General features: G+C 66.3%; 28 protein-coding genes. 12 read left to right on the forward strand and 16 right to left on the reverse strand.

All coding sequences use genetic code 11. The features are described 5' to 3' along the window. Positions 1-20: 20 nt before the first annotated feature. From ACTHQX_RS01700 to sigE, 3 genes are all read right to left on the reverse strand, one after another. Complete coding sequence (locus tag ACTHQX_RS01700) at positions 21-419, reverse strand: Sec-independent protein translocase TatB (protein WP_236804274.1); 399 nt, start codon at positions 417-419, stop codon at positions 21-23. 90 nt (positions 420-509) lie between these two features. Next, positions 510-1,442 carry an anti-sigma factor gene (locus ACTHQX_RS01705; protein WP_440155387.1) on the reverse strand — a complete coding sequence of 311 codons (933 nt, stop codon included), beginning with the start codon at positions 1,440-1,442 and terminating at the stop codon, positions 510-512. 8 nt (positions 1,443-1,450) lie between these two features. After that, positions 1,451-2,068: an RNA polymerase sigma factor SigE gene (sigE, locus tag ACTHQX_RS01710; protein ID WP_236804278.1), complete on the reverse strand. Its 618-nt coding sequence runs from the start codon at positions 2,066-2,068 to the stop codon at positions 1,451-1,453. A 318-nt stretch (positions 2,069-2,386) separates the two neighbouring features. Between sigE and ACTHQX_RS01715 the strand changes: the two genes are divergently transcribed. After that, on the forward strand, positions 2,387-3,019 hold the full coding sequence (locus ACTHQX_RS01715; protein ID WP_102973821.1) for an O-methyltransferase: 633 nt from the start codon (positions 2,387-2,389) through the stop codon (positions 3,017-3,019). Between the two features lie 96 nt (positions 3,020-3,115). Here the strand turns inward: ACTHQX_RS01715 and ACTHQX_RS01720 are convergent, their stop codons facing one another. From ACTHQX_RS01720 to ACTHQX_RS01735, 4 genes are all read right to left on the reverse strand, one after another. Beyond that, on the reverse strand, positions 3,116-3,283 hold the full coding sequence (locus ACTHQX_RS01720) for a DUF3117 domain-containing protein (RefSeq protein WP_102973820.1): 168 nt from the start codon (positions 3,281-3,283) through the stop codon (positions 3,116-3,118). A 272-nt stretch (positions 3,284-3,555) separates the two neighbouring features. Beyond that, positions 3,556-4,767, reverse strand: coding sequence for a hypothetical protein (locus ACTHQX_RS01725; RefSeq protein ID WP_440155495.1), 1,212 nt, complete (start codon positions 4,765-4,767; stop codon positions 3,556-3,558). A 152-nt stretch (positions 4,768-4,919) separates the two neighbouring features. Continuing rightward, positions 4,920-5,372, reverse strand: a complete 453-nt coding sequence (locus ACTHQX_RS01730) for a DivIVA domain-containing protein (protein ID WP_236804280.1) — start codon at positions 5,370-5,372, stop codon at positions 4,920-4,922. Positions 5,373-5,463: 91 nt separating this feature from the next. Then, a complete protein-coding gene (locus ACTHQX_RS01735) occupies positions 5,464-6,249 on the reverse strand; it encodes a TIGR00730 family Rossman fold protein (protein ID WP_236804282.1) in 786 nt (261 codons plus the stop codon). 106 nt (positions 6,250-6,355) lie between these two features. On the opposite strand from ACTHQX_RS01735, the gene ACTHQX_RS01740 reads away from it, so the two are divergent. The 4 genes from ACTHQX_RS01740 to ACTHQX_RS01755 all read left to right on the forward strand — a co-directional run bounded on the left by ACTHQX_RS01740 (position 6,356) and on the right by ACTHQX_RS01755 (position 9,674). Then, positions 6,356-7,111, forward strand: a complete 756-nt coding sequence (locus ACTHQX_RS01740) for an amino acid ABC transporter ATP-binding protein (protein ID WP_190604848.1) — start codon at positions 6,356-6,358, stop codon at positions 7,109-7,111. An 88-nt stretch (positions 7,112-7,199) separates the two neighbouring features. Further along, positions 7,200-8,087, forward strand: a complete 888-nt coding sequence (locus ACTHQX_RS01745) for a glutamate ABC transporter substrate-binding protein (protein ID WP_440155390.1) — start codon at positions 7,200-7,202, stop codon at positions 8,085-8,087. 100 nt (positions 8,088-8,187) lie between these two features. Further along, complete coding sequence (locus ACTHQX_RS01750; protein ID WP_236804286.1) at positions 8,188-8,838, forward strand: amino acid ABC transporter permease; 651 nt, start codon at positions 8,188-8,190, stop codon at positions 8,836-8,838. Continuing rightward, the gene (locus ACTHQX_RS01755) at positions 8,835-9,674 is read left to right on the forward strand and encodes an amino acid ABC transporter permease (protein ID WP_236804287.1); all 840 of its coding nucleotides are present in this window, start codon (positions 8,835-8,837) and stop codon (positions 9,672-9,674) included. Before ACTHQX_RS01750 ends, ACTHQX_RS01755 begins: the two co-directional genes overlap by 4 nt. A 71-nt stretch (positions 9,675-9,745) precedes the next feature. On the opposite strand, the gene dapE is transcribed toward ACTHQX_RS01755, so the two are convergent. Then, a complete protein-coding gene (gene dapE / locus ACTHQX_RS01760) occupies positions 9,746-10,867 on the reverse strand; it encodes a succinyl-diaminopimelate desuccinylase (RefSeq protein WP_440155391.1) in 1,122 nt (373 codons plus the stop codon). Between the two features lie 141 nt (positions 10,868-11,008). Between dapE and dapD the strand changes: the two genes are divergently transcribed. Both dapD and ACTHQX_RS01770 read left to right on the forward strand, forming a co-directional pair. Next, positions 11,009-12,037, forward strand: a complete 1,029-nt coding sequence (gene dapD, locus ACTHQX_RS01765; RefSeq protein ID WP_440155392.1) for a 2,3,4,5-tetrahydropyridine-2,6-dicarboxylate N-succinyltransferase — start codon at positions 11,009-11,011, stop codon at positions 12,035-12,037. A 78-nt stretch (positions 12,038-12,115) separates the two neighbouring features. Then, positions 12,116-12,967, forward strand: coding sequence for a hypothetical protein (locus tag ACTHQX_RS01770; protein WP_440155394.1), 852 nt, complete (start codon positions 12,116-12,118; stop codon positions 12,965-12,967). A 44-nt stretch (positions 12,968-13,011) separates the two neighbouring features. Here the strand turns inward: ACTHQX_RS01770 and ACTHQX_RS01775 are convergent, their stop codons facing one another. Next, complete coding sequence (locus ACTHQX_RS01775) at positions 13,012-13,623, reverse strand: hypothetical protein (protein ID WP_102973809.1); 612 nt, start codon at positions 13,621-13,623, stop codon at positions 13,012-13,014. An 89-nt stretch (positions 13,624-13,712) separates the two neighbouring features. Continuing rightward, positions 13,713-14,351, reverse strand: coding sequence for a TetR/AcrR family transcriptional regulator (locus ACTHQX_RS01780; protein ID WP_440155395.1), 639 nt, complete (start codon positions 14,349-14,351; stop codon positions 13,713-13,715). A 70-nt stretch (positions 14,352-14,421) separates the two neighbouring features. Here ACTHQX_RS01780 and galE point away from each other — a divergent pair, with 70 nt between their 5' ends. Beyond that, complete coding sequence (gene galE, locus ACTHQX_RS01785) at positions 14,422-15,438, forward strand: UDP-glucose 4-epimerase GalE (protein WP_440155397.1); 1,017 nt, start codon at positions 14,422-14,424, stop codon at positions 15,436-15,438. Positions 15,439-15,584: 146 nt separating this feature from the next. On the opposite strand, the gene ACTHQX_RS01790 is transcribed toward galE, so the two are convergent. The 3 genes from ACTHQX_RS01790 to fdxA form a co-directional block, all read right to left on the reverse strand. Next, positions 15,585-16,886, reverse strand: coding sequence for a citrate synthase (locus ACTHQX_RS01790; RefSeq protein ID WP_111905727.1), 1,302 nt, complete (start codon positions 16,884-16,886; stop codon positions 15,585-15,587). 241 nt (positions 16,887-17,127) lie between these two features. Continuing rightward, the gene (gene dapC, locus ACTHQX_RS01795) at positions 17,128-18,267 is read right to left on the reverse strand and encodes a succinyldiaminopimelate transaminase (RefSeq protein ID WP_440155399.1); all 1,140 of its coding nucleotides are present in this window, start codon (positions 18,265-18,267) and stop codon (positions 17,128-17,130) included. A gap of 13 nt (positions 18,268-18,280) precedes the next feature. Beyond that, a complete protein-coding gene (fdxA, locus tag ACTHQX_RS01800) occupies positions 18,281-18,607 on the reverse strand; it encodes a ferredoxin (protein ID WP_102973806.1) in 327 nt (108 codons plus the stop codon). Positions 18,608-18,761: 154 nt separating this feature from the next. On the opposite strand from fdxA, the gene ACTHQX_RS01805 reads away from it, so the two are divergent. Continuing rightward, positions 18,762-19,019 (forward strand): putative acetyltransferase, encoded by a 258-nt coding sequence (locus ACTHQX_RS01805; RefSeq protein WP_236804298.1) that lies wholly within the window; start codon positions 18,762-18,764, stop codon positions 19,017-19,019. An 82-nt stretch (positions 19,020-19,101) separates the two neighbouring features. Then, positions 19,102-19,611, forward strand: a complete 510-nt coding sequence (locus tag ACTHQX_RS01810; RefSeq protein WP_440155402.1) for a helix-turn-helix domain-containing protein — start codon at positions 19,102-19,104, stop codon at positions 19,609-19,611. On the opposite strand, the gene ACTHQX_RS01815 is transcribed toward ACTHQX_RS01810, so the two are convergent. Continuing rightward, positions 19,608-20,003, reverse strand: a complete 396-nt coding sequence (locus ACTHQX_RS01815) for a hypothetical protein (protein ID WP_236804302.1) — start codon at positions 20,001-20,003, stop codon at positions 19,608-19,610. The genes ACTHQX_RS01810 and ACTHQX_RS01815 overlap by 4 nt on opposite strands. A 27-nt stretch (positions 20,004-20,030) precedes the next feature. Further along, positions 20,031-21,959, reverse strand: a complete 1,929-nt coding sequence (gene typA, locus ACTHQX_RS01820; protein ID WP_111905723.1) for a translational GTPase TypA — start codon at positions 21,957-21,959, stop codon at positions 20,031-20,033. 271 nt (positions 21,960-22,230) lie between these two features. Between typA and ACTHQX_RS01825 the strand changes: the two genes are divergently transcribed. Next, a complete protein-coding gene (locus ACTHQX_RS01825; RefSeq protein WP_440155403.1) occupies positions 22,231-23,082 on the forward strand; it encodes an SGNH/GDSL hydrolase family protein in 852 nt (283 codons plus the stop codon). Positions 23,083-23,169: 87 nt separating this feature from the next. Here ACTHQX_RS01825 and ACTHQX_RS01830 read toward each other — a convergent pair whose 3' ends face one another. Beyond that, complete coding sequence (locus ACTHQX_RS01830) at positions 23,170-25,044, reverse strand: ABC transporter ATP-binding protein (protein ID WP_236804305.1); 1,875 nt, start codon at positions 25,042-25,044, stop codon at positions 23,170-23,172. A 79-nt stretch (positions 25,045-25,123) separates the two neighbouring features. Between ACTHQX_RS01830 and ACTHQX_RS01835 the strand changes: the two genes are divergently transcribed. After that, positions 25,124-25,753, forward strand: a complete 630-nt coding sequence (locus ACTHQX_RS01835) for a PH domain-containing protein (RefSeq protein WP_236804307.1) — start codon at positions 25,124-25,126, stop codon at positions 25,751-25,753. Positions 25,754-25,783 lie beyond the last annotated feature (30 nt).

Consider the following 25,783-nt stretch of genomic DNA (forward strand, 5'->3'; position numbering starts at 1 on the left):
TTGAGCTTGTCGAAACCCGGCTAGGTCGCCTCGGAATCGAAGGGGGCCCGCTCGCCCACGCCGAGGCTTTCGATAATGCGCGCCGGCCGCTCCTCCGTGTGGGAGGCGGCGGCTGATGCCGCAGCGGCTACCGCCGCCGGACCGCCAGCGCTGACCGGCTTGGTGTCATCCTCGAGGAGTGCTTCCTTGATAATGCGCCGCGGATCGTACTGGCGGGGGTCGTACTTCTTCCAGTCGACGTCATCGATGTCGATGCCGACTTCTTCCTTGATCTGCTCCCGCGCACCGGAGGCCATCCGGCGCACTTCGCGGACCAGGTTTGCCAGTTTCTGGGTGTATTCGGGCAGCCGCTGGGGGCCGATCACCAGAACGCCGATGAGCAGCAGAAGGATAAACTCCGGGCCGTTGATTCCAAACACTTTAGGAAGATTACCCTTTCCGGGGAGGCAGTGACGATTTCGACCCGGCCCGTGCCCCCTGGGGGCATGCCGCTGGGACACGGAAGCGTCTCAAAGCCCCAACTGGCGGGCTATTTTACGGAGGCCGCGTTCGACCCGGTCCACGACAGTTTCCTGCGCTGCGCTGCCGTCCCCCGCCGTATCGGTTCCGGCCGCCAAACCCGGACCGGCCATGCTTCCGGGCGCTGCGAGCACCGCCAAAGCATCGTCGGCCGAGGCGGCGGGCAAGTCGGACACGTAGGTGAACGTGCTCCGTGGTGTCTGGTAAATCGCGCTCCACGGTGACCCCGCCTTGACCCAGACCCGGCCGTCCGCCGTCGCTCCCGGCAGGTCAGCGGCAACGTAACCGTCGCTTCCCGCCGGGTGGCCCGTCAGCGGGTTGACCGGAGACAGCGCAGACGGCGACCCCTGGTGCTGTTCCAGAATCCTCGCCGTATGCTGCCCGTCGGTGAGGCGCAGCTCCACCGTGGGCCGGCCTGCCAGCACCGTCGTGCTGGCAGATACCAGGCGGAAACCCATGGCACGCAGTTCGGGGCAGGTCCAGCCGGAGGACCGCAGCGCGGCGAGGCGGCTGTCTGTTCCCGGGGAATGCCCGGACTGGCCATAGAGCGAGGCCGTGCCCGCGGTGTACTGCCCGGGTTCACCGGCAACGGTGTAGGCACCGGCGGCGACGGCCCCAGCCGCCACCACGGCTACCCCGCCGGCCAGCCCCGCCAGCCTCATCCGGCTGGGCCGGGCTACGGGGGGCGGCGCCATGGCCAGTTGCTGGGTGCGGAGCAGGAGCCGCGCGGTCAGTTCGTCACTGGCGGCCGGGACTGCGGCAGTACGGAGCCGTTCAATGTACTGGCGCTGCCGGTGCAGCGCGCTGGCGCATTCGGCGCACGCACGGATGTGGTCCGGTGACTGCGGGTGCCGTCCGCCGGCAAGCGGCGGGAACCCTGTGTTCTGTCTGAGCCCCTCCAGCAAGCGATGTAGCCGACGCATGTCGCCGATCAGAGAACGCCGGCGATGCGGGGCAGCTTCAGCCGCGGCTTGCGCGCCTGCTGCGGGCGCGGATCCCGGTGGGCAAGCTTTTCGCGGAGCATGGTCCGGCCGCGGTGAATGCGTGAACGCACTGTGCCCAGCTTCACGCCCAGGGCCTCGGCGACCTCGTCATACGACAGTCCCTCGAGGTCGCACAGGACGACGGCGGCACGGAAGTCCGGCGGGAGTTCCTCGAGGGCGGCCTGGACGTCGAGATCCAGGTTGTTGAGTTCGAAGCTTTGCTCGGGGCCGGGTTCACGGCCGGGCAGCCGTGACTCGGCATCCTCGGCCAGCGCGTCAAAGCGGATCCGGCTCTTGCGCCGCGCCTGGTCCAGGAAGAGGTTGGTGGTGATCCGGTGCAGCCAGCCGTCCAGGGTTCCCGGCTTGAAGTTCTCCAGGGAGCGGAAGACGCGGACGAACACCTCCTGGGTGAGGTCCTCGGCGTCGTACTTGTTACCGGTCAGCCGGTAGGCGAGCCTGTACACCTTGGCGGAGTGGTTGGTGACCACTTCTTCCCACGTGGGCATGGCCCACTCGGCAGCGTGCTCTTCAGTTGCAGGGACAGGTGCCGCAACGGATGCTGACATCGTCCACTCCCCTCGTGGATGTAATAACGCCTGACGTGCTTTACATCATTGGTTCGGCGCCGATCACCACTTGGATGAGCGGATTATTATCATGTCAAAGTTGGCTGGGAATTTCCTGACTGCGGGGCCCCTCTCTGCTAAAGGCGCAACATTTGGCCCGCATTTTCGGCCGGCAATCCGTAAAACTTCGTCACCCTCCGCCGGGCAGCAGGACAGTATCCGCCATCACAGGCGTGCCCGCTGTCACTTGCCCCTAGGGCGCCGTCCAACCAAGTACGCTGTAATAACATGCCCCCTGCCGCCCAGAAAGCGAAATCCATGAGCGCCGATAAGTCCACGAGCTGGTCCTATGCAGAAGATCTGCCTGCCGAGGATGAGGTCCTGCTGCGCGCCCGGGAGCGTTCGTTCGAGCTTGGCGTGACACCCATCGGCCGTGGCGTTGGCGCCGTCTTGACTGTACTGGCGGCGGCATCCAAGGCGCAGACCGCCGTCGAGATCGGCACCGGCGCCGGCGTCTCTGGCGTCTGCCTGCTCCGCGGCCTCGGTCCGCAGGCCGTGCTCACCACCATCGACGTGGACGTCGAGCACCTGAAGGCCGCCCGGGAGGCGTTCCAGGAGTCAGGCAGCCCGGCCAACCGCACCCGCACCATTTCCGGCCGCGCCGGTGATGTCCTGCCGAGGCTCACCGACGCCGCCTATGACCTCGTCTTCATCGACGGCGACAAGCCCAACTTCCCACGTTACGTTGAGCAGGCCGTGCGCCTGCTCAAGACCGGCGGCCTGCTGATCGTCAATGACGCCCTGGACAAGGACCGGGTATCCAACCCGGCAGCCCGCGACGCAACCACCGTTGTGCTGCGCCAGGTGGGCAGGGCCGTGCGCGACGACGACCGGCTGGCCTCCGCCATGCTCCCCACCGGTGACGGGCTGCTGGTAGCCGTCAAGAAATAGGCCGGCGGGCAGGCGGCCGAACGGCTGCCCCAGGCAGGCCACGCAGACCAAAAAGCCAGGGCCGGCAGCTTTCAGCTGCGGGCCCTGGCTTTACTCTTATTCGGTGACGCCGACGAGGCAGTCCTTGAGATTGGCCGCCTCTGCGGCGTTAAGTTCAACCACGAGCCGGCCCCCGCCTTCGAGCGGCACACGCATGATCAGGCTGCGGCCCTCCTTGGTTACTTCCATAGGGCCGTCGCCGGTGCGTGGTTTCATAGCCGCCATGAGGAATATCCCCTCCATTAGTCCCAGGACCGAGCAGCCCGGCCGGGCTGAGTCCGCGTAGTCAAAACAATGCCGCTGTGGCGGTCCTTTCGGCAGCCGCCATGGCTGAACAATGCGTGCTGAACAATCCGAGTGCTTTTTGTCCTTGCCTATTACCTATTATCCTGTAATTACCCGCCTGTAGCTAATCGATGGACAATCGGTTCACCTGCGGATTACTGCGCCCTTCTGCGGGCTGATCTGGGCAAACCTGTTTGGCAACCTCCGGCCCGTCACGGCGGATAGTCCCCTCCGCCCGGCAGTTGGGCCCACGCCCAGAGCCACACCACCCACACGATCTGCAGCAGGACAAACATCGTGATCACCGCGCCACGGTAGGCCCGCGACCGGGAAACGAGTGCGGCCGCCAGCGCCAGCGGAAACAGTGGCAGCAGCATCCGGAAGGTGCTGGTCTGTGGATGCAGGAACACCACGAGGTACCCCACGTAGCACACACACCACAGCCGGAGTTCTGTTCCCAGCTGGCGCACCGGCGGCGAGGCCATCAAGAGCCCGAACACCGCTACGAAGACGAACGGTGCCACGAGCCCCAGCACCGGCCCGAACAGCAGGACGCCGGTGTCGAACCAGGGCTTGAAGGGCACCAGGTCGTGTCCGCGCCAGACGGTCTCGGTCTTCGTGTACGCAGCGATGTCGCCGGTGGCAGCCCACGCGATGGCGGGCCAGGCGAGAGCACCTGCACCGGTGACGGCGGTCAGCCCGGCGAGGGACCACAGTTCGTTCCCGCCGTGGGCACTGCGCGCCTTGGCGGCCAGCCCGTTCGTTCCAGGACCCCGGTTCCGAGCCTCGAGCCAGGCCTCACCGGCGCGGAACAGGAACAGGAGGCCGAGGGTCGCAGCGAACGGAACGCCCGTGGGCCGGGAAAGGCACATGGCCAGAACCACGGGAATGGCCCACAGGTAGTGCCGCCGGACCACCAGCAGCAGCGCAGCGGCCAGCAGCAGGAGGTTCAGGGATTCCGCGTAAGGCACCTGGAGCACCGGCGAGACAGGGAAGGTGGAGAAGAACGCGGCGCCCCACAGGGCGGGCCAGTGGGCTGCCTTGGTGCGGAACAGCAGGTAGACCACCAGCGAGGCCGCCAGCCCGGCGAGCATCGCGATCAGGATGAGGGCGGCGGCGGGGCTCATGCCCGTGGCAGCGGACAGCATCCGCCCCAGCGTTGGAAACAGCGGATAGAACGCCCAGGTGTTCTCCTGCACGTTGCCGGCCGCATCCACCGGCAGTTCGTTCGGGTACCCCCCGGTCATCACGGACTCGTACCACCGCGCGTCCCAGATGTTGATGAAGTTCCAGTAGTCGGGCTTGGCCGGGAACCAGGGGTTGAATCCCTGGTGCAGGGCGGCCGACATGAAGATGCAGGCACTGACCAGCCGCGCGGCGACGTACACCGCGGCCACCTGGGCCCACCACGGCCAGCGGACCAGGCGGCCGCCGAGCCTTGCCGTGGCGGCCCGGAACGCCTTATCTAGCCGTGTCTCGGCCAGCCGTGTCCCGGCCAGCCGCTTCCCGCGATGCGGCGACGGGGGTTCGGCTGTTGCTGGCGGCACGGGGCCCGGAGGCGGCGGCATTGGGGAGCTCACGTCCGGTCCTCGGCGGCCGACCGTTCGGCAGGGGCCAATTGATCGGCGGGGGGCAATTGTTCTGCGGGGGCCAATTGGGCGGCCGGCTGTTGGCGAGCGGCCAGTGGTCCAGCAGAGGCACGCAGCTGCTCCCGCAGGCTTTCTATCTCGGCGTTCCTGGCTGCCAGCTGGTCGCGCAGGTCGTCCAGCACCTGGTCCACCTGGTCCATCCGGTACCCCCGCAATCCCAGCGCAAACCGGACCTGGTCGACGTCGGCCGGTTTTGCGTCGTCGGGGAGCAGCACCGGCGGCAGGGACGCCACGGGTTCATCGAAGCCGTCCTTGAAGCCCTCTCGTTCGAGAGGCGCGCGGGCGCGCTTCCTCCGCAGCATGCCCGCCCCGAGGTTGGTCCCGATGAGGGCGGTGGCTCCAATCAGGACGATGGCGAGGAAAACGAGGAAGAAACTCACACACCAATCGTGCCAGACGCAGCCCCGCCGGCTGCCTTACCCAGGCAGCTGCAGCCCGGGCCGCGTGTCCGAGCTGCTGCCCGGGCTGCTGCTACTCGGGGCGCTGGTCCTCGTCGGAGGACGGCGCCCGGACATGGCCGTGGAGGACGAAATTCACGGCTTCCTCCGGGGTGTCCACCACCTGGATGAGGTCCAGGTCCTTTTCCGAGACCATTCCCTCAGCCACCAGGGTCCCCCTGATCCATTCGATCATCGGACCCCAGAATGACGCGCCCAGCAGGACGATCGGGAACGAGGTCACCTTCTGCGTCTGGACGAGGACCATGGCTTCGAAGAGCTCGTCAAGGGTGCCGAGGCCGCCTGGAAGAACGATGAAGCCCTGGGCGTACTTCACGAACATGGTCTTCCGCGCGAAGAAATAGCGGAAGTTGATGCCGAGGTCCACCCACTGGTTCAGGCCCTGCTCGAACGGCAGCTCAATACCGAGGCCAACGGAGACGCCGTTGCCTTCCACCGCTCCCCTGTTGGCTGCTTCCATCGAGCCCGGTCCGCCGCCGGTGATGACGGCCACGCCGGCTTCGGCCAGTTTGCGCCCCACCTCGACGCCCATGTCGTAGAACGCGCTTCCCGGCTTGGTGCGCGCGGAGCCGAAGACGCTGACCGCCTGGCCCAGGTCGGAGAGGGCACCGAAGCCTTCCACGAACTCGCTCTGGATCCGCATGACCCGCCAGGGGTCGGTGTGGATGAAGTGGCCGGGGCCCTTGGTGTCGAGCAGCCGCTGATCCGACATCTCCACGGCCGCCTGCTTGCGGCGCAGTTCTAGGGGCCCTTTCCGGCGGGGCTGTACGGATTTTGATGGATCTGCGTTGATGCTCATCCCCCAAGGCTAACCTGCTGACCTGCAGGTATCTCTTGAATTACGATCAGCGGGAAGTTGGGGTGATTCCGGTCATAAGCGGGCAATGTTCGCTAGATTCTTACTTATGACTACTCAACTGCCCGGCGATGCACTCGTCTCTCTGAATGCCGTCAACAAGCATTACGGTCAGCTGCACGTTCTGAAGGACATCAACCTCCAGGTCCGCAAGGGCGAAGTGGTTGTGGTCATCGGCCCGTCAGGTTCGGGGAAGTCCACACTGTGCCGGGCGATCAACCGGCTGGAAACGATCGACGACGGCGACATCGCCATTGACGGCAAGCAGCTGCCCGAGGAAGGCAAGGAGCTCGCCCGGCTGCGCGCCGACGTCGGCATGGTGTTCCAGTCGTTCAACCTGTTCGCGCACAAGACCATCCTGGAGAACGTGACGCTCGGCCCCATCAAGGTCAAGGGCGTCTCCAAGGCGGAGGCGGACAAGGAGGCCATGGCCCTGCTCGAGCGCGTGGGCGTGGGCCACCAGGCGCCCAAGCTCCCGGCTCAGCTCTCCGGCGGCCAGCAGCAGCGTGTGGCCATCGCACGCGCCCTCGCCATGAAGCCCAAGGTCATGCTGTTCGACGAGCCCACTTCTGCGCTCGACCCCGAGATGATCAACGAGGTCCTGGATGTCATGATCCAGCTGGCCAAGGAGGGCATGACCATGATCGTGGTGACCCACGAAATGGGTTTCGCCCGCAAGGCCGCCGACCGTGTGGTGTTCATGGCTGACGGACAAATCGTGGAGGACGCCACTCCCGAGGAGTTCTTCACCAATCCCCAGAGCAGCCGCGCCAAGGACTTCCTGTCCAAGCTGCTCACGCACTGACAACCAATCCAGCAGTCCCCACCAACTTCAAGACCACCCGAATTCGCACCCAGGCCGTCACCGGCGGCCGCCCAATGAAAGGAATGTCATGAAGGCATTTTTGACCCGAAGGAAATCCCTTCTGGCAGCAGCATCCGCGGCCATCGCTCTTACCCTGAGCGCTTGCGGCGGCGGCGGCACCGGGACCGGGTCCAACCCCACGCCGGTCGACAAGCCCAGCTTCGCTGCAGGCACCACCATGGAAAAGATCGCCTCGGCCGGCAAGGTGACCATCGGCACCAAGTTTGACCAGCCGCTGTTCGGCCAGAAGGGCCTCGACGGCAAGCCTGTCGGTTTCGACGTCGAAATCGGCAAGCTGCTCGCCGCCAAGCTGGGCGTTCCCGCGGACAAGATTGAATGGGTCGAGACCGTCTCCGCCAACCGTGAGCAGTTCATCAAGCAAGGCAAGGTGGATCTGATCGTGGCCACCTACACCATCAACGACAAGCGCAAGACCGAAGTCGACTTCGCTGGCCCGTACTACGAAGCCGGCCAGGCGCTGATGGTGAACAAGGACAACACGTCCATCGCCAAGCCCGAGGACGTCAAGGGCAAGAATGTCTGCTCCGTGACGGGCTCCACCCCGGCCTCCACCATCGTGGAGAAGTACGGCGCAGTCCTGGTTCCGGCCGCCACTTACTCGGCCTGCCTCGAGCCGCTCCGTAACAAGCAGGTTGAAGCCGTCACCACGGACAACGTCATCCTGGCCGGCTTCGTCAACAAGGAGCCGGACGCGTTCAAGCTGGCTTCCGACGAGACCTTCACCAAGGAGCCTTACGGCATCGGCCTGAAGAAGGGCGACACGGCGTTCCGCAACTGGGTCAACGACCAGCTGGAAAGCTTCTCCAAGGACGGCTCCTACAAGAAGGCCTGGGAAGACACGGCCGGAGCGGTCATCAAGACGGCACCGGAACTTCCGGCCATCGACCGCTACTAAGACGATCGTGGCGGTTACCGGCGGCTGTGCATGCCACAGCCTGCCGGTAACCGCCGCTTCCGTTTTCCGCACATTCCCCTGAACGCAGCTAAAGGATCCTATGGACGTCATCATTGAAAGCCTCCCCCAATACTGGGACGGCTTTCTCAGAACCCTGTTCCTGGCCGCCGTTTCCGGCATCATCGCCCTGGTGGCAGGCACGCTGCTGGCCGCCGCCCGCGTCTCCCCCGTTGCAGCACTCCGCGGCTTCAGCATGGCCTACGTGGAGGTTGTACGTAACACTCCGCTGACCATTGCCTTCTTTTTCGCGGCGGTGGTCCTTCCCCGCCTGGGCGTGACCTTCCAGCAGTTCGAAATTGCGGCCATCATCGCCCTGAGCGCCTACACCGCCGCCTTCATTGCCGAGGCTGTCCGCTCGGGCGTGAACAGCGTTCCGGTCGGCCAGGCCGAGGCAGCCCGCAGCATCGGCATGAAGTTTGGCCAGGTGCTCTCGCTCATCATCCTTCCGCAGGCGCTCCGCACCGTCATCCCGCCGATGATCAACATCCTCATCGCGCTCGTCAAGAACTCCTCGGTTGCCGGCGCCTTCTACGTGCTGGAGCTGTTCGGCTACGGCAAGCAGCTGGCCAACGACCATGGTGACGCCGTCATGTGGGTGCTGGTGGGCGTTGCCTTCTTCTATCTCCTGATCACTGTGCCGCTGGGTTACCTCGCCCACCAGGTCGAACGAAAGGTGGCGATCGCACGATGAGTTCGGTTCTCTACGACGTCCCCGGCCCCAAGGCCCGCCGCGTCTCGCTGATCGGGTCCGTGATCGGCGTCGTGCTGATCGCCGCCCTGCTGGCCTGGGCCATCATGACCCTGGCCCAACAGGGGATCTTCCAGGCGCAGCGCTGGGCGATCTTCGGCCAGGCTGATGTCTGGTCGCTAATCGCCAACGGCATCGGCGCGACGCTGGCCGCGGCGGCCATCGCAGCGGTCATTGCCTTTCCGCTGGGGCTTCTGCTGTGCCTGATGCGCATCTCCGACGTCGCCTGGATCAGGATTCCCACCAGGATCGTGCTCGAGTTCCTGCGCGGCATGCCCGTGGTCCTGATGATGCTGTTCGTGCTGCTGGTCTTCGCCACAAGCTCGTTCATCGCCGTAGTGGCCGGTCTGGTCCTGTACAACGCCGCGATCTTCGCGGAGATCATCCGCGCAGGCATCCAGTCTCTCCCCCGCGGCCAGCGTGAAGCGGGTCTGGCGATCGGCCTGACCAGCTTCCAGTCCCGGCTGACCATCGAACTGCCGCAGGCGGTCCGCCGCATGCTGCCGTCCCTCGTGGCGCAGCTGGTGGTCCTGCTAAAGGACACGTCGCTGGGGTACATCGTTGCGTACGGCGAACTGCTGCGCGCAGTGCAGGTGATGGCTGACTTCCTGGGCCCGCAGTTCCTGTTCCCGGTCTTCTTCGTGGCCGCGGCCATCTACATCGCCATCAACCTGGCCGTGTCCCGGCTGGCCATCTGGATCGAGCGGCGCGGTTCCAAGAAGGCCGCCGGTGGAGTGGCGAAGGCCCCCACCGCCGGCGTGTCCACCGTTGTGAAATAAAACGCCAGGCACTAACAGCGAAGGGTCCGCAGCCAACCGGCTGCGGACCCTTCGTGTTTGTCGGCCGAACCTCAGGACAGCCACGTCTGCAGTGCGCGCAGGCAGGTGCGGATGGCTTCGGCCTCCACGTGTTCGTTGTCCTTGTGGGCCAGCAGCGCGTCGCCGGGCCCGAAGTTCACTGCCGGGATGCCCAGTTCACTGAAGCGGGCGACGTCGGTCCAGCCGTATTTGGGTTTCGGCTCGCCGCCCACGGCGGCAACGAAGGACGCGGCGGCAGGGTGGTTCAGTCCGGGGCGCGCGCCGGCGGCGCTGTCAGTGCGGACGACGTCGAACCCGTCCAGCAGCGCGCGCACGTGCCCTTCAGCCTGGTCGGGGGTCTTGTCCGGGGCGAAGCGGTAGTTGATCTCCACGACGCAGCGGTCCGGGATGACGTTGCCCGCGGTGCCGCCGTGGATCTTCACCGCGTTCAGGCTTTCGCGGTAGTCCAGCCCGTCCACGGTCACGGTCTGCGGGCTGTACGCGGCGAGGCGTTCCAGGATGGGCGCGGCGGCGTGGATCGCGTTGCGGCCCATCCACGCCCGGGCGGAGTGGGCAGCCTCCCCGGAGGTGGTGGCGTGGAACCGCATGGTGCCGTTGCAGCCGCCCTCCACAATGCCGTCGGTCGGTTCGAGGAGGATGGCAAAATCGCCGCCGAGGAGCCCGCCGTGGTTCCGCACCAGCCTGCCCAGCCCGCTCTTGACGGCCTCCACCTCCTCATGGTCATAGAACACAAAGGTGACGTCCTTGCCCGGTTCCGCCCCGCCGTCGAACATTGAAGCTGCCAGTGCAAGCTGGACCGCAACGCCGCCCTTCATGTCCGTCGCACCGCGGCCGTACAGGACGCCGTCGCCCGGGACCCCGGACGGCCAGGTGGACGGCACCGTTCCCAGCGAGCCTTCCGTGACCGGCAGGGGCACCGTGTCCAGGTGGCCCGCCAGGATGACCCGTTCGCTGCGGCCGAGGTTGGTCCGGGCGATGATGGAGTCGCCGTCACGTACCAGCTCCAAGCCTGGGAGCTGGCGGAGTGCCGACTCGACGGCGTCCGCAAGCTGGCGCTCGTTGCCGGAGACGCTGTCAATGTCGATGAGCGCGGCGGTCAGCAGTGCCACGTCCTGGCGCAGGTCAAGGGTTGCGGGGCTTGTTTCGGCAATCACCGTCCCACTGTATCCCGCGCCTGCCCGTCCCGACCGGGTAGCAGCCCGGGGCGTTCCCAGCGCCGGGAACGCCCTCAAATGCGACTCGGATATGTGCGGACCGGTTTCGGTGCGTGCACGTCGTCTCGATAGACTTGGCGCATGACTGAAACCGCTTCTTCCGCCGTGCCCGCTGCCCAGACACTGTCCGACGAGTCCCGTTCGGCCTATGGATTCGGCGTAGCCACCATCGCCACGCGGAACGGCGAAGCCACCGTGCTGGATGCCTGGTTCCCCGCCCCCGCCCTCGGTGTTGCCGCCGAAAGCCTCCGCGCCGTGGAAAACGCCGACGAAACCCTGGCTGACATCGCGGCCGCCGGCACCGATGCCGACCGCGGCACCGAGCAGAAGGTGGTGTTCGTCCAGATCAACCTGGACGAGGCCCCGGCGGACACCGCCGATGCCTACCTGCGCCTGCACCTGCTCTCGCACCGCCTGGTCCGGCCCAACAGCATCAACCTGGACGGCATCTTCGGCAAGCTCCCGAACGTCGTCTGGACCAACTTCGGCCCGTGCGCCGTGGACGGGTTCGAACTGACCCGCGCCAAGCTGCGCAAGCGCGGCGCGGTCACCGTCTACGGCGTGGACAAGTTCCCGCGCATGGTGGACTACGTCGTTCCGGCGGGCGTCCGCATTGCCGACGCCGATCGCGTGCGCCTGGGCGCCCACCTGGCCGATGGCACCACCGTCATGCACGAGGGCTTCGTGAACTTCAACGCCGGCACGCTGGGGACCTCGATGGTTGAGGGCCGCATTTCCGCCGGTGTGGTGGCCGGTGACGGCACCGACGTCGGCGGCGGTGCCTCGATCATGGGCACCCTCTCCGGCGGCGGCAAGGAGAAGGTGTCCCTGGGCCAGCGGGTCCTGCTGGGTGCCAACTCCGGCGTCGGCATCAGCATCGGGGACGACTCCGTGGTGGAGGCCGGACTGTACGTCACGGCAGGCACCCGTGTCCGGATTGCCGGGCCCAAGGACGCTGACGGCGAGGACACCAGCAAGATCGTCAAGGCCGTGGAGCTGTCCGGCGTGCCGAACCTGCTCTTCCGCCGCAACTCCACCACGGGTGAAGTCGAAGCCCTGCCCCGCCAGGGCCAGACCGTGGAACTGAACGACGTCCTGCACGCCAACTGACGGCACGCCAACCGACCGTGAGGACATAGCCGGCACGCCCCCCAGAAGGGCGTGCCGGCGGATTGCTGGAGTAACAACGTGACACGCAGACGCAGGCTGCGCGGGGCTGTCATCGGCGGCCTCTCCCTCGTCCTGGTCGCTGGCGGCATCTACACCGCGGCCACTTTGCTGCAGCGCTCCGAGCAACTGATCACCGAGGAATGCACCGCCGCCGTCGGCTCACAGCGCGCGGACCTGGCCACCGACCAGGCGGCGAACGCGGCGCTGATCACGGCTGTGGCGGTGCGCCGCGGTCTCCCTCCACGCGCAGCCAGCATTGCCCTGGCCACCGCCATGCAGGAATCCAAGCTTCGGAACATCGGCCACGGCGACCTGGCCGGCCCGGACTCCAGGGGCCTGTTCCAGCAGCGCCCCTCCCAGGGCTGGGGCACCCAGGACCAGGTCATGGACCCGATCTACGCCACGAACGCCTTCTACGACGCCCTCGTGAAGGTGCCCGGCTACGCCACCTTGGAAATCACCGACGCCGCGCAGCGCGTCCAGCGCTCCGCCTACCCGAGGGCCTACGCCGAGCACGAGGCGATGGCGCGGTCCTTCGCCTCGGCATTGACGGGTGAGACGCCCGCTGCACTGAACTGCACGCTCCGCTCACCGGACACCGCCGGCAACACCGCCAGCATGCTCATGGGGCTGGAAGCCGCCTACGGAACCATCCAGACGGCGGCCTCCGGCCAAACGCTGGAGGTGGACGTCGCCGACAGCTATGCCTGGTCCGTGGCCCACTGGGCGGTGGCAAACGCCGAAGAGTATGCGGTGGAACGGGTTGATGTGAACGGAAAGCGGTGGGACAGAAAAGCCCGCGACGGGTGGCAGGATGCGCCGGACGCGGGCGGCCGGGTGGCCATCACGCTTGCTGCCGCCGGATCGTGACTCTGCGGACGTCCTGAATCTACGGACTGCCTGAATCCGAGGACTTAGACAAGGATCTCCACGACCGGCTGCACGTAGCTGCGGAACACCTCGGGCTGCGAGAGCAGCTCGTGGCTCATGATGATCTTGTCCGGCTCCAGGTACCACGCCCGCTGCTCATCGAGCGGCAGCTCTATGATTGTCAGCGCAAAGTCCCGCGAATCCCGGCCCACCTCCAGCAGCCGGTCCTCCACGATGTCCTCAATGAGGTGCGCGGAGCCTCCGGCCACGCGTTCGGCCTCCAGTTCGGCATACTCCGCGCGCCGCTCCCTGGCCCACGTCAGGGCTGCGCCGAAATGCGCCTGCAGGACCTTGCGCAATGCCGGCGAGTTGGCAAAGGAGCGAAATCCCGGCGGCGACAGTTCAGGGGACATCTGCGGGTGCGCCTTGAGCAGCTGCTCCCACCAGGCTTCCCACTCGGTTTTGAGGGCGCTGATGCCGCCCACTTCGGCGGTGAGATGGGAATGGTCCACGTGGCGGACCTTGGGTGCAGCATGCGAAAGCGGCGGAAACCCCGCACCGTCGAGTCCGGCAACATCACGTATATAAAGGGCAATAAGCATGGGACCCGACGTGTCCATAGTGATTCGCCAGCCTGGACCGCCTGTGTGCTGCATGCGTATGCCTCCTTGGCATCTCGTTTTCCACCCCGTTGTGCCGGCAACCCGCTCTCCGGCTTTCAGTCTATTCCCCCAGCCCGGGGAGGTTAATGGTTGGCACTGACCCTCCTGCGGAGGCCCTCGATGTGCAATTCGAGCACGTCACGGCACATTTCCGGGGACATCCAGCCCGGCTGCAGCAGGGCATGCATGGCCAGCCCGTCCAGTGTGGCCAGCAAGTGTTCGGCCGCAGTCACCAGCTGCGGCCCGGCATCGTCCGCCGTGACATCCTGCTCACGCAGGAGCCGGGTGATCACCTGACCGACGACGGCAGCCACCGCCCGATGGCTTCTGTCCGCCTCTGCGGCGAGGAAAGGCCGGATCCTCGCGGCATTCCGGAACGCCAGCCAGGCGCATACATCCAAGGCGCGTTCTTCGTCCAGGGGCAGGAATTCGCCCAGCAGTGTTAATACCGCCAGATGTTCGTCGGCCCCATCGGCTGCCGGCCCGAGCCCTGTAAGCGCTTCGTTGAGGCGCGTCAGGATGCGGCCGGAAACAGCTGCAAAGGAGTAGGCCAGCAGGTCATCGCTGCTTTCGAAGTAGTGCCGCACCGAGCCCACCGCGAGGCCCGCCTCCTCCGCCACTTCCCGCAGGGACGCTCCTTCCAGCCCGTCTGTGGCGATGATCCTGCACACGGCGCCAACGATCTCCTGCCGGCGCTGGGCGGCGTCCACAATTTTGGGCATCTCTCTTTCTAGCACACATGCGCTAGAAACACTCCGTGGGGGCAAGTGTGGTTGCGGTATCGTGGACAGCATGAAAATTCTGGTTACTGGCGGCACCGGGTACATCGGTTCGCACACCGTTTTGTCCCTTCAGGAAGCCGGGCATGACGTGGTTGTCATTGATAACCTCATCAACTCCAGTGACGAAGCGCTGCGCCGGGTCGCCGAGCTAACAGGGAAGCCGGCTGCGTTCCACCGCACGGACCTTCTGGACGAGCGGGCCGTGGACGCTGTCTTCGCCGAGCACGCCGTTGACGCCGTCATTCATTTTGCCGGGCTCAAGGCCGTGGGTGAATCCGTCAGCGAACCTCTGAAGTATTACCATAACAACCTCGTTGGTACCCTCAACCTGCTCCGGTCGATGGACCGGCACAATGTCCGCTCGATCGTATTTAGCTCCTCGGCCACCGTCTACGGCGAACACAACGCCATCCCGTACGTGGAAAAGATGGAGATCGGTGCGAACAACCCCTATGGCCGCACCAAGGAACAGATCGAAGATATTCTGTCCGACCTCGGCGCCGCGGACGGCCGCTGGCATATAGCCCTCCTGCGCTACTTCAACCCGGTGGGGGCCCACCCGTCGGGACGAATCGGCGAGGACCCCCAGGGCATCCCCAACAACCTCGTACCCTTCATCGCCCAGGTCGCCGTCGGCCGGCGTGAAAAGCTCATGGTGTTCGGCGGTGACTACGACACCCCCGATGGAACCTGCCTGCGTGACTACATCCACGTCGTTGACCTTGCCGAAGGCCACGTGGCGGCCCTGAACCACATCGCGGAACGCGCTGGTGTGTTCCGCTGGAACCTCGGCTCAGGGACGGGTTCCTCGGTGCTCGAAGTGCTGCGATCCTTCGAAAAGGCCGTGGGCAGGCCGATCCCCCACGAGATCACCGGCCGGCGTGCCGGCGACCTTCCCGCATTCTGGGCAGACGCCACGTCCGCACTGGCCGACCTCTCCTGGTCCACCTCGAAGTCCCTTGACCAGATGTGCGAGGACCACTGGCGTTGGCAAAAAAACAATCCGCAGGGCTACTCAGCCGACTAAGAGCTCATCGTTGACAACGCGAACGGCGGCCGCCCATCGGAAGGTGGGCGGCCGCCGTCGTAATTCGGCCGGTGGGAGCCGGTGGTGGGCCAACGCCGGCGAGGGCCCCGAACCGAGCGTGCGAGGTTTGGGACCCGTCGCGGGGATTAGCGGGCGGGGTACTGCCGCTCGGGCTCGCCCGTGTAGAGCTGCCGCGGACGGCCGATCTTGGTGTTGGGATCGTTGATCATTTCGCGCCACTGGGCAATCCAGCCCGGCAGGCGGCCGATGGCGAACAGGACGGTGAACATCTTCTCCGGGAAGCCCATGGCCTTGTAGATCAGGCCCGTGTAGAAGTCCACGTTCGGGTACAGCTTGCGCTGGATGAAGTAGTCATCATTCAGCGCCTTCTCTTCGAGGCGCAAGGCGATCTCCAGGAGTTCGTCGTGGCCGCCGAGCTTGCTGAGGATCTCGTGTGCGGTTGCCTTGACGATCTTGGCGCGCGGGTCGTAGTTCTTGTAGACCCGGTGGCCGAAGCCCATCAGGCGGACGCCGTCTTCCTTGTTCTTGACCTTCTCCATGTAGTCCTCGGGCTTGGTGCCGTCGGCCTGGATCTGGCGGAGCATCTTCAGGACGGCCTCGTTGGCGCCGCCGTGGGCGGGGCCGAAGAGGGCGTTGATGCCGGCGGACACGGACGCGAAGAGGTTGGCATTGGAGGAACCGACCAGCCGCACCGTGGAGGTCGAGCAGTTCTGCTCGTGGTCCGCGTGCAGGATGAGGAGCAGGTCCAGCGCCTTGGCGACCACCGGGTCCACCTCGTACTGCTCAGCCGGCAGGCCGAAGCTCAGGCGCAGGAAGTTCTCCACCAGGTTGTGGGAGTTGTCCGGGTACAGCATCGGCTGCCCGATCGACTTCTTGTGGGCGTAGGCCGCAATGACCGGCAGCTTCGCCATCAGGCGGATGGTGGAAACCTCCACCTGCTCGTCATTGAACGGGTCCAGCGAGTCCTGGTAGAACGTGGACAGCGCGGAGACGGCGGAGGACAGCACGGGCATCGGGTGTGCGTCCCGGGGGAAGCCGCCGAAGAAGCCCTTGAGCTCCTCGTGCAGCAGGGTGTGGCGGCGGATCTTCTGGTCGAAGTCCTCCAGCTCGGCCGGCGTCGGGAGGTTGCCGTAGATCAGCAGGTAGGAGACTTCCAGGAAGCTGGAGTGCTGGGCAAGCTGCTCGATCGGGTAACCGCGGTACCGCAGGATGCCCGCGTCGCCGTCGATGTAGGTGATGGCCGACGTCGTGGCGGCCGTGTTCATGAAGCCAGGGTCAAAGGCAACGGCGCCGGTCTGCTTCAGTAGCTTGGAAACGTCGTAGCCTTCGTTTCCCTCAACAACCTTGATGCGCGGAAGTTCGAGTTCGCCGCCCGCGTGGCGCAAGATCGCGCTGGTTGTCTCAGTTGCGCTGGTGGTCTCAGTCATGGAGTCCCCTTCATGAGGCCTCTTGGCCTCGCTAGAAAGCTTGATCCAACATCAGGTGAGCCGCGCGGGATCCCGCACGGCGGGACATCCAACGGCCGTGCTGCCTTCTTGTAGAAAGCCACCATTGATAGTCAGTTAAAAACTACCGCCACTTGCGGGCTGCCACTAATCCGGAAGCGCCAAATTATCCCCAAAACGGGCAAGTTGTGGCGCGAGTCACATCATTGTTACGGCGGCACCGCTATGCCAAGCGGGACACCGCGGCGTCGATTCGCTCGTCGGTTCCGGTGAGGGCCACGCGAACATAGCCGTGCCCCGCGTCGCCATAGAACACCCCCGGAGCCACCACGATCCCCCGCTCGGCGAGGCGAGCCACGGTGTCCCAGGTTCCTTCGCCCGCCGTGCACCACAGGTACAGGCCGGCGGCGGACTGGTGCAGCGTTAGCCCGAAGGACTCAAGCGCCGGCAGGAGCCGCTCCCGCCGCCCGCGGTACAGATCCTTCTGCTCCACAACGTGCGAGTCGTCGCCGAGGGCCACGCGCATGGCTTCCTGCACCGGGTATGGCACGATCATGCCGGCGTGCTTGCGGCTGTTGACGAGGTTGGCCATGAGGGCCGCATCTCCGGCAACGAAGGCCGCCCGATAGCCGGCCACGTTGGACTGCTTGCTCAGCGAGTACACGGCCAGGAGACCGTCGTGGGACGCACCGGCGACGCGTGGATCCAGGATGCTGGGAACAGCCTGTCCCCCGCGTTGCAGGTCCCACTCGCCCCAGCCAAGCTCGGCGTAGCACTCATCGGATGCCACCAGGGCACCGATTTCGCGGGCCTGGTCCACGATCTTCTTCAGTGACGCGGCGTCCCGGACGCTGCCGGTGGGGTTGCCCGGCGAGTTGACCCAGATCAGCCGGACCTTTGCCCGGGTGGCCGCGTCCAGTTCGTCGAGGTCATCAGCCGCTACCGCCGTGGCCCCGGCGAACGTGGCCCCGATGTCGTAGGTGGGGTAGGCGACCGTGGGCCGGACGACGACGTCTCCCGGCTTGAGGCCCAGCAGGAACGGCAGCCACGCCACGAGTTCCTTGGAGCCCACCGTCGGCATGACGGCGCGGGGGTCCAGCCCCTCGACTCCCCGGCGGCGGGCGAACCACGCGGCGATGGCCTCCCGGAGCGCCACCGTGCCGTGCACGGTGGGATAACCGGGCGCATCCGCGGCCGCCTTCAGGGCGTCCTGGATGACCGGGGGCGTCGGGTCCACGGGCGTGCCGATGGACAGGTTGACCGCGCCGCCCGGGTGTTCAGCCGCTTTGGCGAGGTACGGCGCCATGGCCTCCCACGGGTAGTCGGGCAGGCTAAGGCCGAAACTGCGCACAGCTGTAGTCACGAAGGGGTCCGCCTCAGTGGTCCTGGTTCTGCGGCGGGAGCGCTGCAATCATCGGGTGGTCCTTGCCGGTATTGCCCACCTTGGCGGCGCCGCCTGGGGAGCCGAGGTCGTCAAAGAACTCGACGTTCGCCTTGTAGTAGTCTGCCCATTCCTCGGGGGTGTCATCCTCGTAGTAAATGGCTTCCACCGGGCAGACGGGCTCGCATGCACCGCAGTCGACGCACTCATCGGGATGGATATAGAGGGAGCGATCGCCTTCGTAGATGCAATCGACGGGGCACTCCTCAATGCATGCCTTGTCCTTAACATCTACACACGGCTGCGCGATTACGTACGTCACGTCCCTTGCCTCTCCACGTTGATTCCCGGCGACTGGCCGGTTGCTGCATCCGGCCTGCGTGCCGGGCTGTCCACTTCAGAGCCTATTATCTCCCAGGCCCTTCCCGCGAACGAAGCGGGCGCGTCACACTCCGGGCGCGTCATACGATGGACCGGTGAGTCTGACAACACCAACGCCCCGGCAGTTCCTGGCCTCGGCCCCCGCCGGAACGCGCGTGGTGGTGCGGTACAGGATCGACGGCGGCTTTACGGATGCGCTGGGAGTCCTCCTGGCGTGCGGCGAAAGTGAGTGCACCGTGCGGACCCGCAGGTCCGACGTCGGCATTCCCCTGGACAGCGTGGTGGCCGCCAAACAGGTGCCGCCGGCCCCGCCGCGGCGGGGTTCACGGCTGGCCCCGCCCGCCGCGGACTGACAACCGGCCTCGGGCCCCTGGCTTCAGTTCCGGGCAGTGAGTGGCATATGTCTATCGTTCGTTGCTCGTTACACTGGCGTCTATGACACCCCCGCCGGAAAGCGATGACGCGGACCTGGTGGCAAAGGGCCGCGCCCTAAGTTCTCCGCTACGGCTGAGGATTCTCCGTCTATGCCTGCACCAGTCACGTACCAACAAGGAGATCGCCGAGCTGCTCGGCCTCAATCCCGCGTCCAGCCTCCACCACGTCCGCACCCTGGTGCGGACCGGGTTCCTGCTGGCGGAGGAGCGCCGGAAGGGGCGGCGGGGAGCCACCGAGGTGCCCTACATCGCCAGCCGAAAGTCGTGGAGCACTCCTGTGGACAACGTTGCGCCCATCCTCATTGAAACGTTCCTGCTGGAAACCCGTGACCTTCCGCCCGAGGACATCGAGGTGTGGCGCCTCGGGGTGAAGTTCAACGCCGCGAGGCGGGAGGAAATGCTGGCCAAGCTCCGCGCTGTCATGGAGGAGTACATGGCACTTCCCGCAGACGACGACGGCGAGGCCACCTCGCTCATGATTGCGCACCACCGGGACCCGGCGGCAGATTAGCCGCGCTGCAGCCGGCCGGCTGACGGGCGGCTGTACCGCCGGCACCAGGCCAGCATCGCGACGGTAACCACCACGATCCCGTAGACCCAAATACCTCCGGCCAGGTCTCCGGCAATCAGCCGCTTGCCCGGCTCCATCCCGGACCACCAGCCGGCCAGGGCATAGCAGACCGCGCCGCACACCGCCGTCGGAATCAGCGTCCGGAAGGCCGCCCCGAGGAACAGCTGAAGCGATGCCAGGAGCAGCAGCGCCGCCACGGCACCCACCGGCAGAGCGGAACCGGCGGCGGCCAACTCCTGTCCGTGCAGCGCGGTTCCGGCGAGGGCAGCAAAAAGAGCTGCCGGCACGGCGGCGGCCAGGCCGCCTGCCATGCCGGCAGCTCTTCTGTTCACGGTTTCAGTTCCCTGCGAAGGGTGCCGTTAAGCCTTCGCGCGGGCGCGGTTGGCCTTGGCGCGCTCGTTGGTGTCAAGGATGACCTTGCGAATGCGGATGGCGTCCGGGGTAACCTCAACGCACTCGTCCTCGCGGGCGAATTCGAGGGACTCTTCGAGGGTCAGGTCACGCGGCGGCGTCAGGTTTTCGAAGGTGTCCGAGGAGGCCGCACGCATGTTGGTGAGCTTCTTTTCCTTCGTGATGTTCACGTCCATGTCGTCGGCGCGGGAGTTCTCGCCCACGATCATGCCTTCGTACACCTCCGAGGTGGGCTTGACGAAGAAGGAGCCGCGTTCCTGCAGGTTGATCATGGCGAACGGGGTCACGACGCCTGCACGGTCAGCCACCATGGAACCGTTGGTACGGTATTCAATCGGGCCGGCCCAGGGCTCGTAGCCCTCGGAGATGGAGGCTGCGATGCCGGCGCCGCGGGTGTCCGTCAGGAACTTGGTGCGGAAGCCGATCAGGCCACGGGCGGGAACGATGAACTCCATGCGGCACCAGCCGGTGCCGTGGTTCGCCATGTTGGTCATGCGGCCCTTGCGGGCGGCCATCAGCTGGGTGACCGCGCCGAGGTACTCTTCCGGTACGTCGATGGTCATGTGTTCCATCGGCTCGTGGATCTTGCCGTCCACGGTCCGGGTGACAACCTGCGGCTTGCCCACGGTCAGCTCGAAGCCTTCACGGCGCATCTGCTCCACGAGGATGGCCAGGGCTAGCTCGCCGCGGCCCTGGACTTCCCAGGCATCGGGGCGCTCGGTGGGGAGAACCTTGATGGAGACGTTACCGATCAGTTCCTTGTCCAGGCGGTCCTTCACCTGGCGGGCCGTGACCTTGGCGCCCTTGACCTTGCCGGCCAGCGGGGAGGTGTTGATACCGATGGTCATAGAGATGGCGGGATCGTCAACGGTGATCAGCGGCAGCGGCTGCGGGTTCTCGACATCGGTCAGGGTCTCACCGATGGTGATTTCCTCGATGCCGGCGACGGCGACGATCTCGCCGGGGCCGGCGGACTCAGCGGGAACGCGCTCGAGCGCCTTGGTGGCGAGGAGTTCGGTGATCTTGACGGTCTTCAGCTCACCGTTGGCGCGGGCCCAGGCAACCTGCTGGCCCTTGCGGAGGGTGCCGTTGTAGATGCGCAGCAGGGCGAGACGGCCCAGGAACGGGGAGGCGTCCAGGTTGGTGACGTGCGCCTGCAGGACACCTTCCGGGTTGTAGGTGGGGGCGGGGATGTGCTCGATGATCGCGCTGAAGAGCGGCTCGAGGTCCTCGTTCTCCGGGGCAGTGCCGTCGGCCGGCTGCTCCAGGGATGCGCGGCCTACCTTCGCGGCGGCGTAAACCACGGGGACGTTGAGGATCTTGTCCAGGTCGAGGTCCGGAACCTCATCGGCAAGGTCGGAGGCCAGGCCCAGGAGCAGGTCCATGGACTCGTGGACGACCTCTTCGATGCGGGCGTCGGGGCGGTCGGTCTTGTTGACCAGGAGGATCACCGGCAGGTGGGCGGCGAGGGCCTTGCGGAGAACGAAGCGGGTCTGGGGCAGCGGGCCCTCAGAGGCATCCACGAGAAGAACAACGCCGTCCACCATGGACAGTCCGCGCTCCACTTCGCCGCCGAAGTCGGCGTGGCCGGGGGTGTCGATGACGTTGATGGTGATGGTTTCGCCGTTGGAGGACGGTCCGTTGTAGGCCACCGTGGTGTTCTTGGCCAGGATGGTGATGCCCTTTTCGCGCTCCAGGTCACCGGAGTCCATGACGCGGTCTTCGAGGTGGTTGTGCTCGGCAAAGGAGTTGGTCTGCTTGAGCATGGCGTCCACAAGGGTGGTCTTGCCGTGGTCAACGTGGGCCACAATCGCGACGTTGCGCAGGTCACTGCGAACTGCAGTTGCTACCGCGGTGTTGGTGGTGGTTTCAGACATGCGTTATTGCTCGATTCAGTGGTGAAGTCAGCTGTTGTATCGCGACATTTCCAACCGGAACGCACGACGGATCAGACCCTTAACACAGGGCACCTGCCTCCAGTCTAAACGCTGAGCCATTTATTGGCCTAAAACGGGCACCTTCTCCCACAGCGGCCCCGCTACCAAATCGTGAATGGGATCGGGCGTCTTGTGGGCAAAATCACTAGCTTTTCCGAAAGTGATCCCCCACTATTGCTAGACCACGTACGAACACGCCAGGAGTCCACGGATGTTACAAGCCTCGACGCGGGCCCTCCTGATTGGCCCGGTCATCGCCGCCACTGTGTTTTTGGCTGGCTGCGGCGCGGCGACCGTACCGGCGTCCGGTGCGGGATCGGCGGCGCCCGCGGCGCCGCGTGCCGCCGCCCCGGAGGCCGCCCCCGGTGAGGCCATGGCCGCCGGCCCGGCCGTCGTGAGCGACCTGGGGGCCGCCGTCAACCCCGCCAGCCTTCCCGCCGGAGCGCTGTACCGCAATCCGGCAAACGGGCGGGACGAAGTAATCGTTGGCAACATCGCCCGCACCGCACTGCTGATCGGTGACTCGCAGTCCGAGCCGCAGGCAAGCTGGCCGCGCCGGGCGCTGGCGGGGCTGGGCTACGAAGTCTTCTTCTGCGGCAAGGGCGGCACAGGCTACGTCGCCTCCAACGGCACCACCGGCAATTACGTGGATGCCCTGCAGCGCGGCGACTGGCATCTCCCCTACGGTTTTCCGCCGTTGGTGGTCATCGAGGGCGGCGGAAACGACGCGAAGAAAGGGGCGAGCGACGAGCAGATCTCGGCCAACGCGGACCGGCTGATTAGGACGATCAAGCAGCGGTACCCGGGCGCGAAGCTGGCCATGGTGGGAACCTTGGGCAAGGGAGCGCACCACGGCGGCGGCCGGCGCGCCGAGGTGGACGCGCTGCTGGGGACCGTCGCCGCGGACCACGGGATTCCGTTCGTCGGTGTCGGGGACTGGCTCTCCCGCTACGGGCTGGAGGCGCAGCTTAAGGACAGTGTCCACGTGAACGGCGACGGTCACCGCGCCTTGGGTGCGCTGCTGGGTGCCAGGCTCGCGAAGCTGGGGCTGGCCCTGTCCTAGCTACATTGGTGCATACACGCATTAAGGCAGAAAAGGAGCCGGTATCCACGTTTGTGTGGATACCGGCTCCTGTTTTTTGTTGCCGCGCTACTTCGTTCCGGTGGCCAGCAGCTGTGCCCGCAGTTCCCGGCGCTCGCGCTGCTGTTCCGGATCCGGCAGCGGCACGGCGGCAAGCAGCCGCTGCGTGTAGGCCTCCTGCGGGTTCCGCAGGATCTGGTCGCGGGAGCCCTGCTCCACGATGCGGCCGCGCTGCATGACACAGATGCGGTCAGCCAGCACATCCACGACAGCGAGGTCGTGGGTGACGAACAGGCAGGCGAACCCGAGTTCACGCTGGAGGTTCTGGAACAGCTCCAGGACCTTGGCCTGCACGGACACGTCGAGCGCAGACGTCGGCTCGTCGGCCACCATGAGCTTCGGCTTGAGCGAGAGCGCCCGGGCGATGCCGACGCGCTGTTTCTGCCCGCCGGACAGCTCGTGCGGGTACCTGTTCCGGTAGTTCCGCGGCAGCTCCACCTGGTCCAGCAGCGCCTCGATGCGCTTCTGCAGGTCGGCGCCCTTCGCCACGCCGGCAAGGTACATCGGCTCGCCGATGCTTTCGCCGATGGGCAGGCGTGGGTTCAGGGATGAGGACGGGTCCTGGAACACCATGCCGATGTGGCGGCGCACCTGATGCAGCTGTTTGCCGTTCTTTTTAGCAGCAGAGATGTCCTCCCCCACAACACGCATCGTTCCGGCAGCCACCGGCAGCAGTCCGACGGCGGCGCGCCCGATGGTGGTTTTGCCCGATCCCGACTCCCCCACGAGCCCCACTACCTGCCCCGGATGGATGGTCAGATTGGCCCCCTCGACGGCGCGGAAGGCCGGCACGCGGCCCTGCTTCGGGTACTCGATGGCGACGTCGGTCAGCTCCAGGACCGGTTCCCCCACGGGCCCCCTGGATTCGGCCGCTGCCAGGGCCGCCGCGTTCTCCCGCTCGCGCCGGACCAGTTCGTCGTGGTCAACGGAGTCAAGCTCCGCGTGGGTGGCCGCTGCCAGCGCCGCTGTCACGTCAACGTCCGGCGCAGCGTCCGTTCCGCCCTGTCCGAGGTGCGGCACCGCCGCAAGCAGCGCCTGCGTGTAGGGATGCTGGGGGTTGTGGAAGATCTGCTCGGCGGTGCCGGTCTCCACGATCAGGCCCCTGCGCATGACGGCGATCCGGTCCGCCAGGTCCGCCACGACGCCCATGTCGTGGGTGATCAGGACGATGGCACTGTCCAGCTTGTTGCGCAGGTTCCGCATGAGGTCCAGGATCTCCGCCTGCACCGTGACGTCCAGGGCCGTGGTGGGCTCGTCAGCGATCAGCAGCTTGGGATCGCAGGACAGCGACTGCGCGATCATGGCACGCTGCCGCTGGCCGCCGGAGAGCTGGTGAGGATAGGACTTGAACGCCTTCACCGGGTCCGGCAGCTCCACCAGCTCCAGCATCCGCAGCGCGCGCTCCTTGGCCTGGTCCGGAGAGACTTCGTTGTGCAGCCGCACCGTCTCGACGATCTGCGCACCTACCGTGTAGACCGGGTTCAGCGCCGTCATGGGCTCCTGGAAGATGACTGCCACGTCCTTGCCGCGGACACTGCGGAGGTTGGCCGCATCCGCGCCCAGCAACTCCCTGCCGGAGAGCCTGACGCTCCCGGACACCCTGCTGTTGCTGGGCAGCAGGCCGAGCAGCGCCATGGAGCTGGCACTCTTGCCCGAGCCGGACTCCCCCACGATGGCCAGGACCTCGCCGGCGCGGACCTCATAGTTAAGCCCGACGGCGGCCGGCACCCATTTCTTTTCCACGCCGAAGTCGACGCTGAGGTCGCGCACTTCGAGGACGACGGACCCCTTCCCGTCTGCCCTCCGCCGTCCGGTGCCGGGCTCAATGGAGTCCGGCTCCAGCGGGTCCGGCGACGGGCGGTCAGGGCTGATGTAGTCAGACATGTTGGGGTTTTCCTTCCACCCGGGCCAGCGGAGCAGCTGAGATTAGTGCTGCGGCCGGGAATACTGAATTATTGGGGGCATGAGCACAGTGCCGCATGCCGGAAACGCCGCAATCTTCAAGGCGCGCACCAACAAATGGTTTGCCGGTTTCTCGTGGTTCGTGGCGGCCGCCGGGCTGGCCGGCCTGGTGGTGGCGGGCGGACTCCCTTCCCTGGCCGGTGCCGCGCCGCTGCTGCTCATCGCCTACCTGGGCTGGCTGCTGTTCTGGCGGCCGGCGGTGGTTGTCCACGACGCCGGCGTCACCATAGAAAATCCGTTCCGCGCCATCACCGTGCCGTGGGCGGCGCTGGTGCAGGTGGACACCCGGTACGCGCTGACTCTTGTCACGCCCGGCCGAAGCTACGGGGCCTGGGCGGCTCCCGCCCCGGGCATCTGGGGCGGACGCAACGCCCGCCCGGAGGACCTCCGAGGACTGCCGGACAGCACGTACGGGCCCGGGAACTCCGTCCGCCCCGGCGACCTCAAGAGCACCGACTCGGGGCAGGCCGCACAGCTGGTCCGGGGACGCTGGCAGCAGCTGGTCGAATCGGGGCTGCTGGATGCCGGCGCAGCCGAGGCCACTCCGGTCAGCGTGAAGTTCCGCTGGCGTGAAGCTGCCGCAACCCTGATCCTTCTCGGGCTCAGCTACTGGAGCGTGGCCGCCCTGTAGGCAGGCAGCGCGCTGCAGCCCCCAGCGGCG

It is taken from the genome of Arthrobacter sp. SAFR-023, from assembly GCF_051965295.1.
Lineage (GTDB): Bacteria > Actinomycetota > Actinomycetes > Actinomycetales > Micrococcaceae > Arthrobacter.

Coding starts and splice junctions, on each gene's coding strand:
- ACTHQX_RS01705 (WP_440155387.1), bottom strand. CDS start 1,442: ATGCGTCGGCTACATCGCTTGCTGGAGGGGCTCAGACAGAACACAGGG.
- sigE (WP_236804278.1), bottom strand. CDS start 2,068: ATGTCAGCATCCGTTGCGGCACCTGTCCCTGCAACTGAAGAGCACGCT.
- ACTHQX_RS01715 (WP_102973821.1), top strand. CDS start 2,387: ATGAGCGCCGATAAGTCCACGAGCTGGTCCTATGCAGAAGATCTGCCT.
- ACTHQX_RS01720 (WP_102973820.1), bottom strand. CDS start 3,283: ATGGCGGCTATGAAACCACGCACCGGCGACGGCCCTATGGAAGTAACC.
- ACTHQX_RS01735 (WP_236804282.1), bottom strand. CDS start 6,249: ATGAGCATCAACGCAGATCCATCAAAATCCGTACAGCCCCGCCGGAAA.
- ACTHQX_RS01740 (WP_190604848.1), top strand. CDS start 6,356: ATGACTACTCAACTGCCCGGCGATGCACTCGTCTCTCTGAATGCCGTC.
- ACTHQX_RS01745 (WP_440155390.1), top strand. CDS start 7,200: ATGAAGGCATTTTTGACCCGAAGGAAATCCCTTCTGGCAGCAGCATCC.
- ACTHQX_RS01750 (WP_236804286.1), top strand. CDS start 8,188: ATGGACGTCATCATTGAAAGCCTCCCCCAATACTGGGACGGCTTTCTC.
- ACTHQX_RS01755 (WP_236804287.1), top strand. CDS start 8,835: ATGAGTTCGGTTCTCTACGACGTCCCCGGCCCCAAGGCCCGCCGCGTC.
- dapD (WP_440155392.1), top strand. CDS start 11,009: ATGACTGAAACCGCTTCTTCCGCCGTGCCCGCTGCCCAGACACTGTCC.
- ACTHQX_RS01775 (WP_102973809.1), bottom strand. CDS start 13,623: ATGCAGCACACAGGCGGTCCAGGCTGGCGAATCACTATGGACACGTCG.
- ACTHQX_RS01780 (WP_440155395.1), bottom strand. CDS start 14,351: ATGCCCAAAATTGTGGACGCCGCCCAGCGCCGGCAGGAGATCGTTGGC.
- galE (WP_440155397.1), top strand. CDS start 14,422: ATGAAAATTCTGGTTACTGGCGGCACCGGGTACATCGGTTCGCACACC.
- ACTHQX_RS01790 (WP_111905727.1), bottom strand. CDS start 16,886: ATGACTGAGACCACCAGCGCAACTGAGACAACCAGCGCGATCTTGCGC.
- ACTHQX_RS01810 (WP_440155402.1), top strand. CDS start 19,102: ATGACACCCCCGCCGGAAAGCGATGACGCGGACCTGGTGGCAAAGGGC.
- typA (WP_111905723.1), bottom strand. CDS start 21,959: ATGTCTGAAACCACCACCAACACCGCGGTAGCAACTGCAGTTCGCAGT.
- ACTHQX_RS01825 (WP_440155403.1), top strand. CDS start 22,231: ATGTTACAAGCCTCGACGCGGGCCCTCCTGATTGGCCCGGTCATCGCC.
- ACTHQX_RS01830 (WP_236804305.1), bottom strand. CDS start 25,044: ATGTCTGACTACATCAGCCCTGACCGCCCGTCGCCGGACCCGCTGGAG.
- ACTHQX_RS01835 (WP_236804307.1), top strand. CDS start 25,124: ATGAGCACAGTGCCGCATGCCGGAAACGCCGCAATCTTCAAGGCGCGC.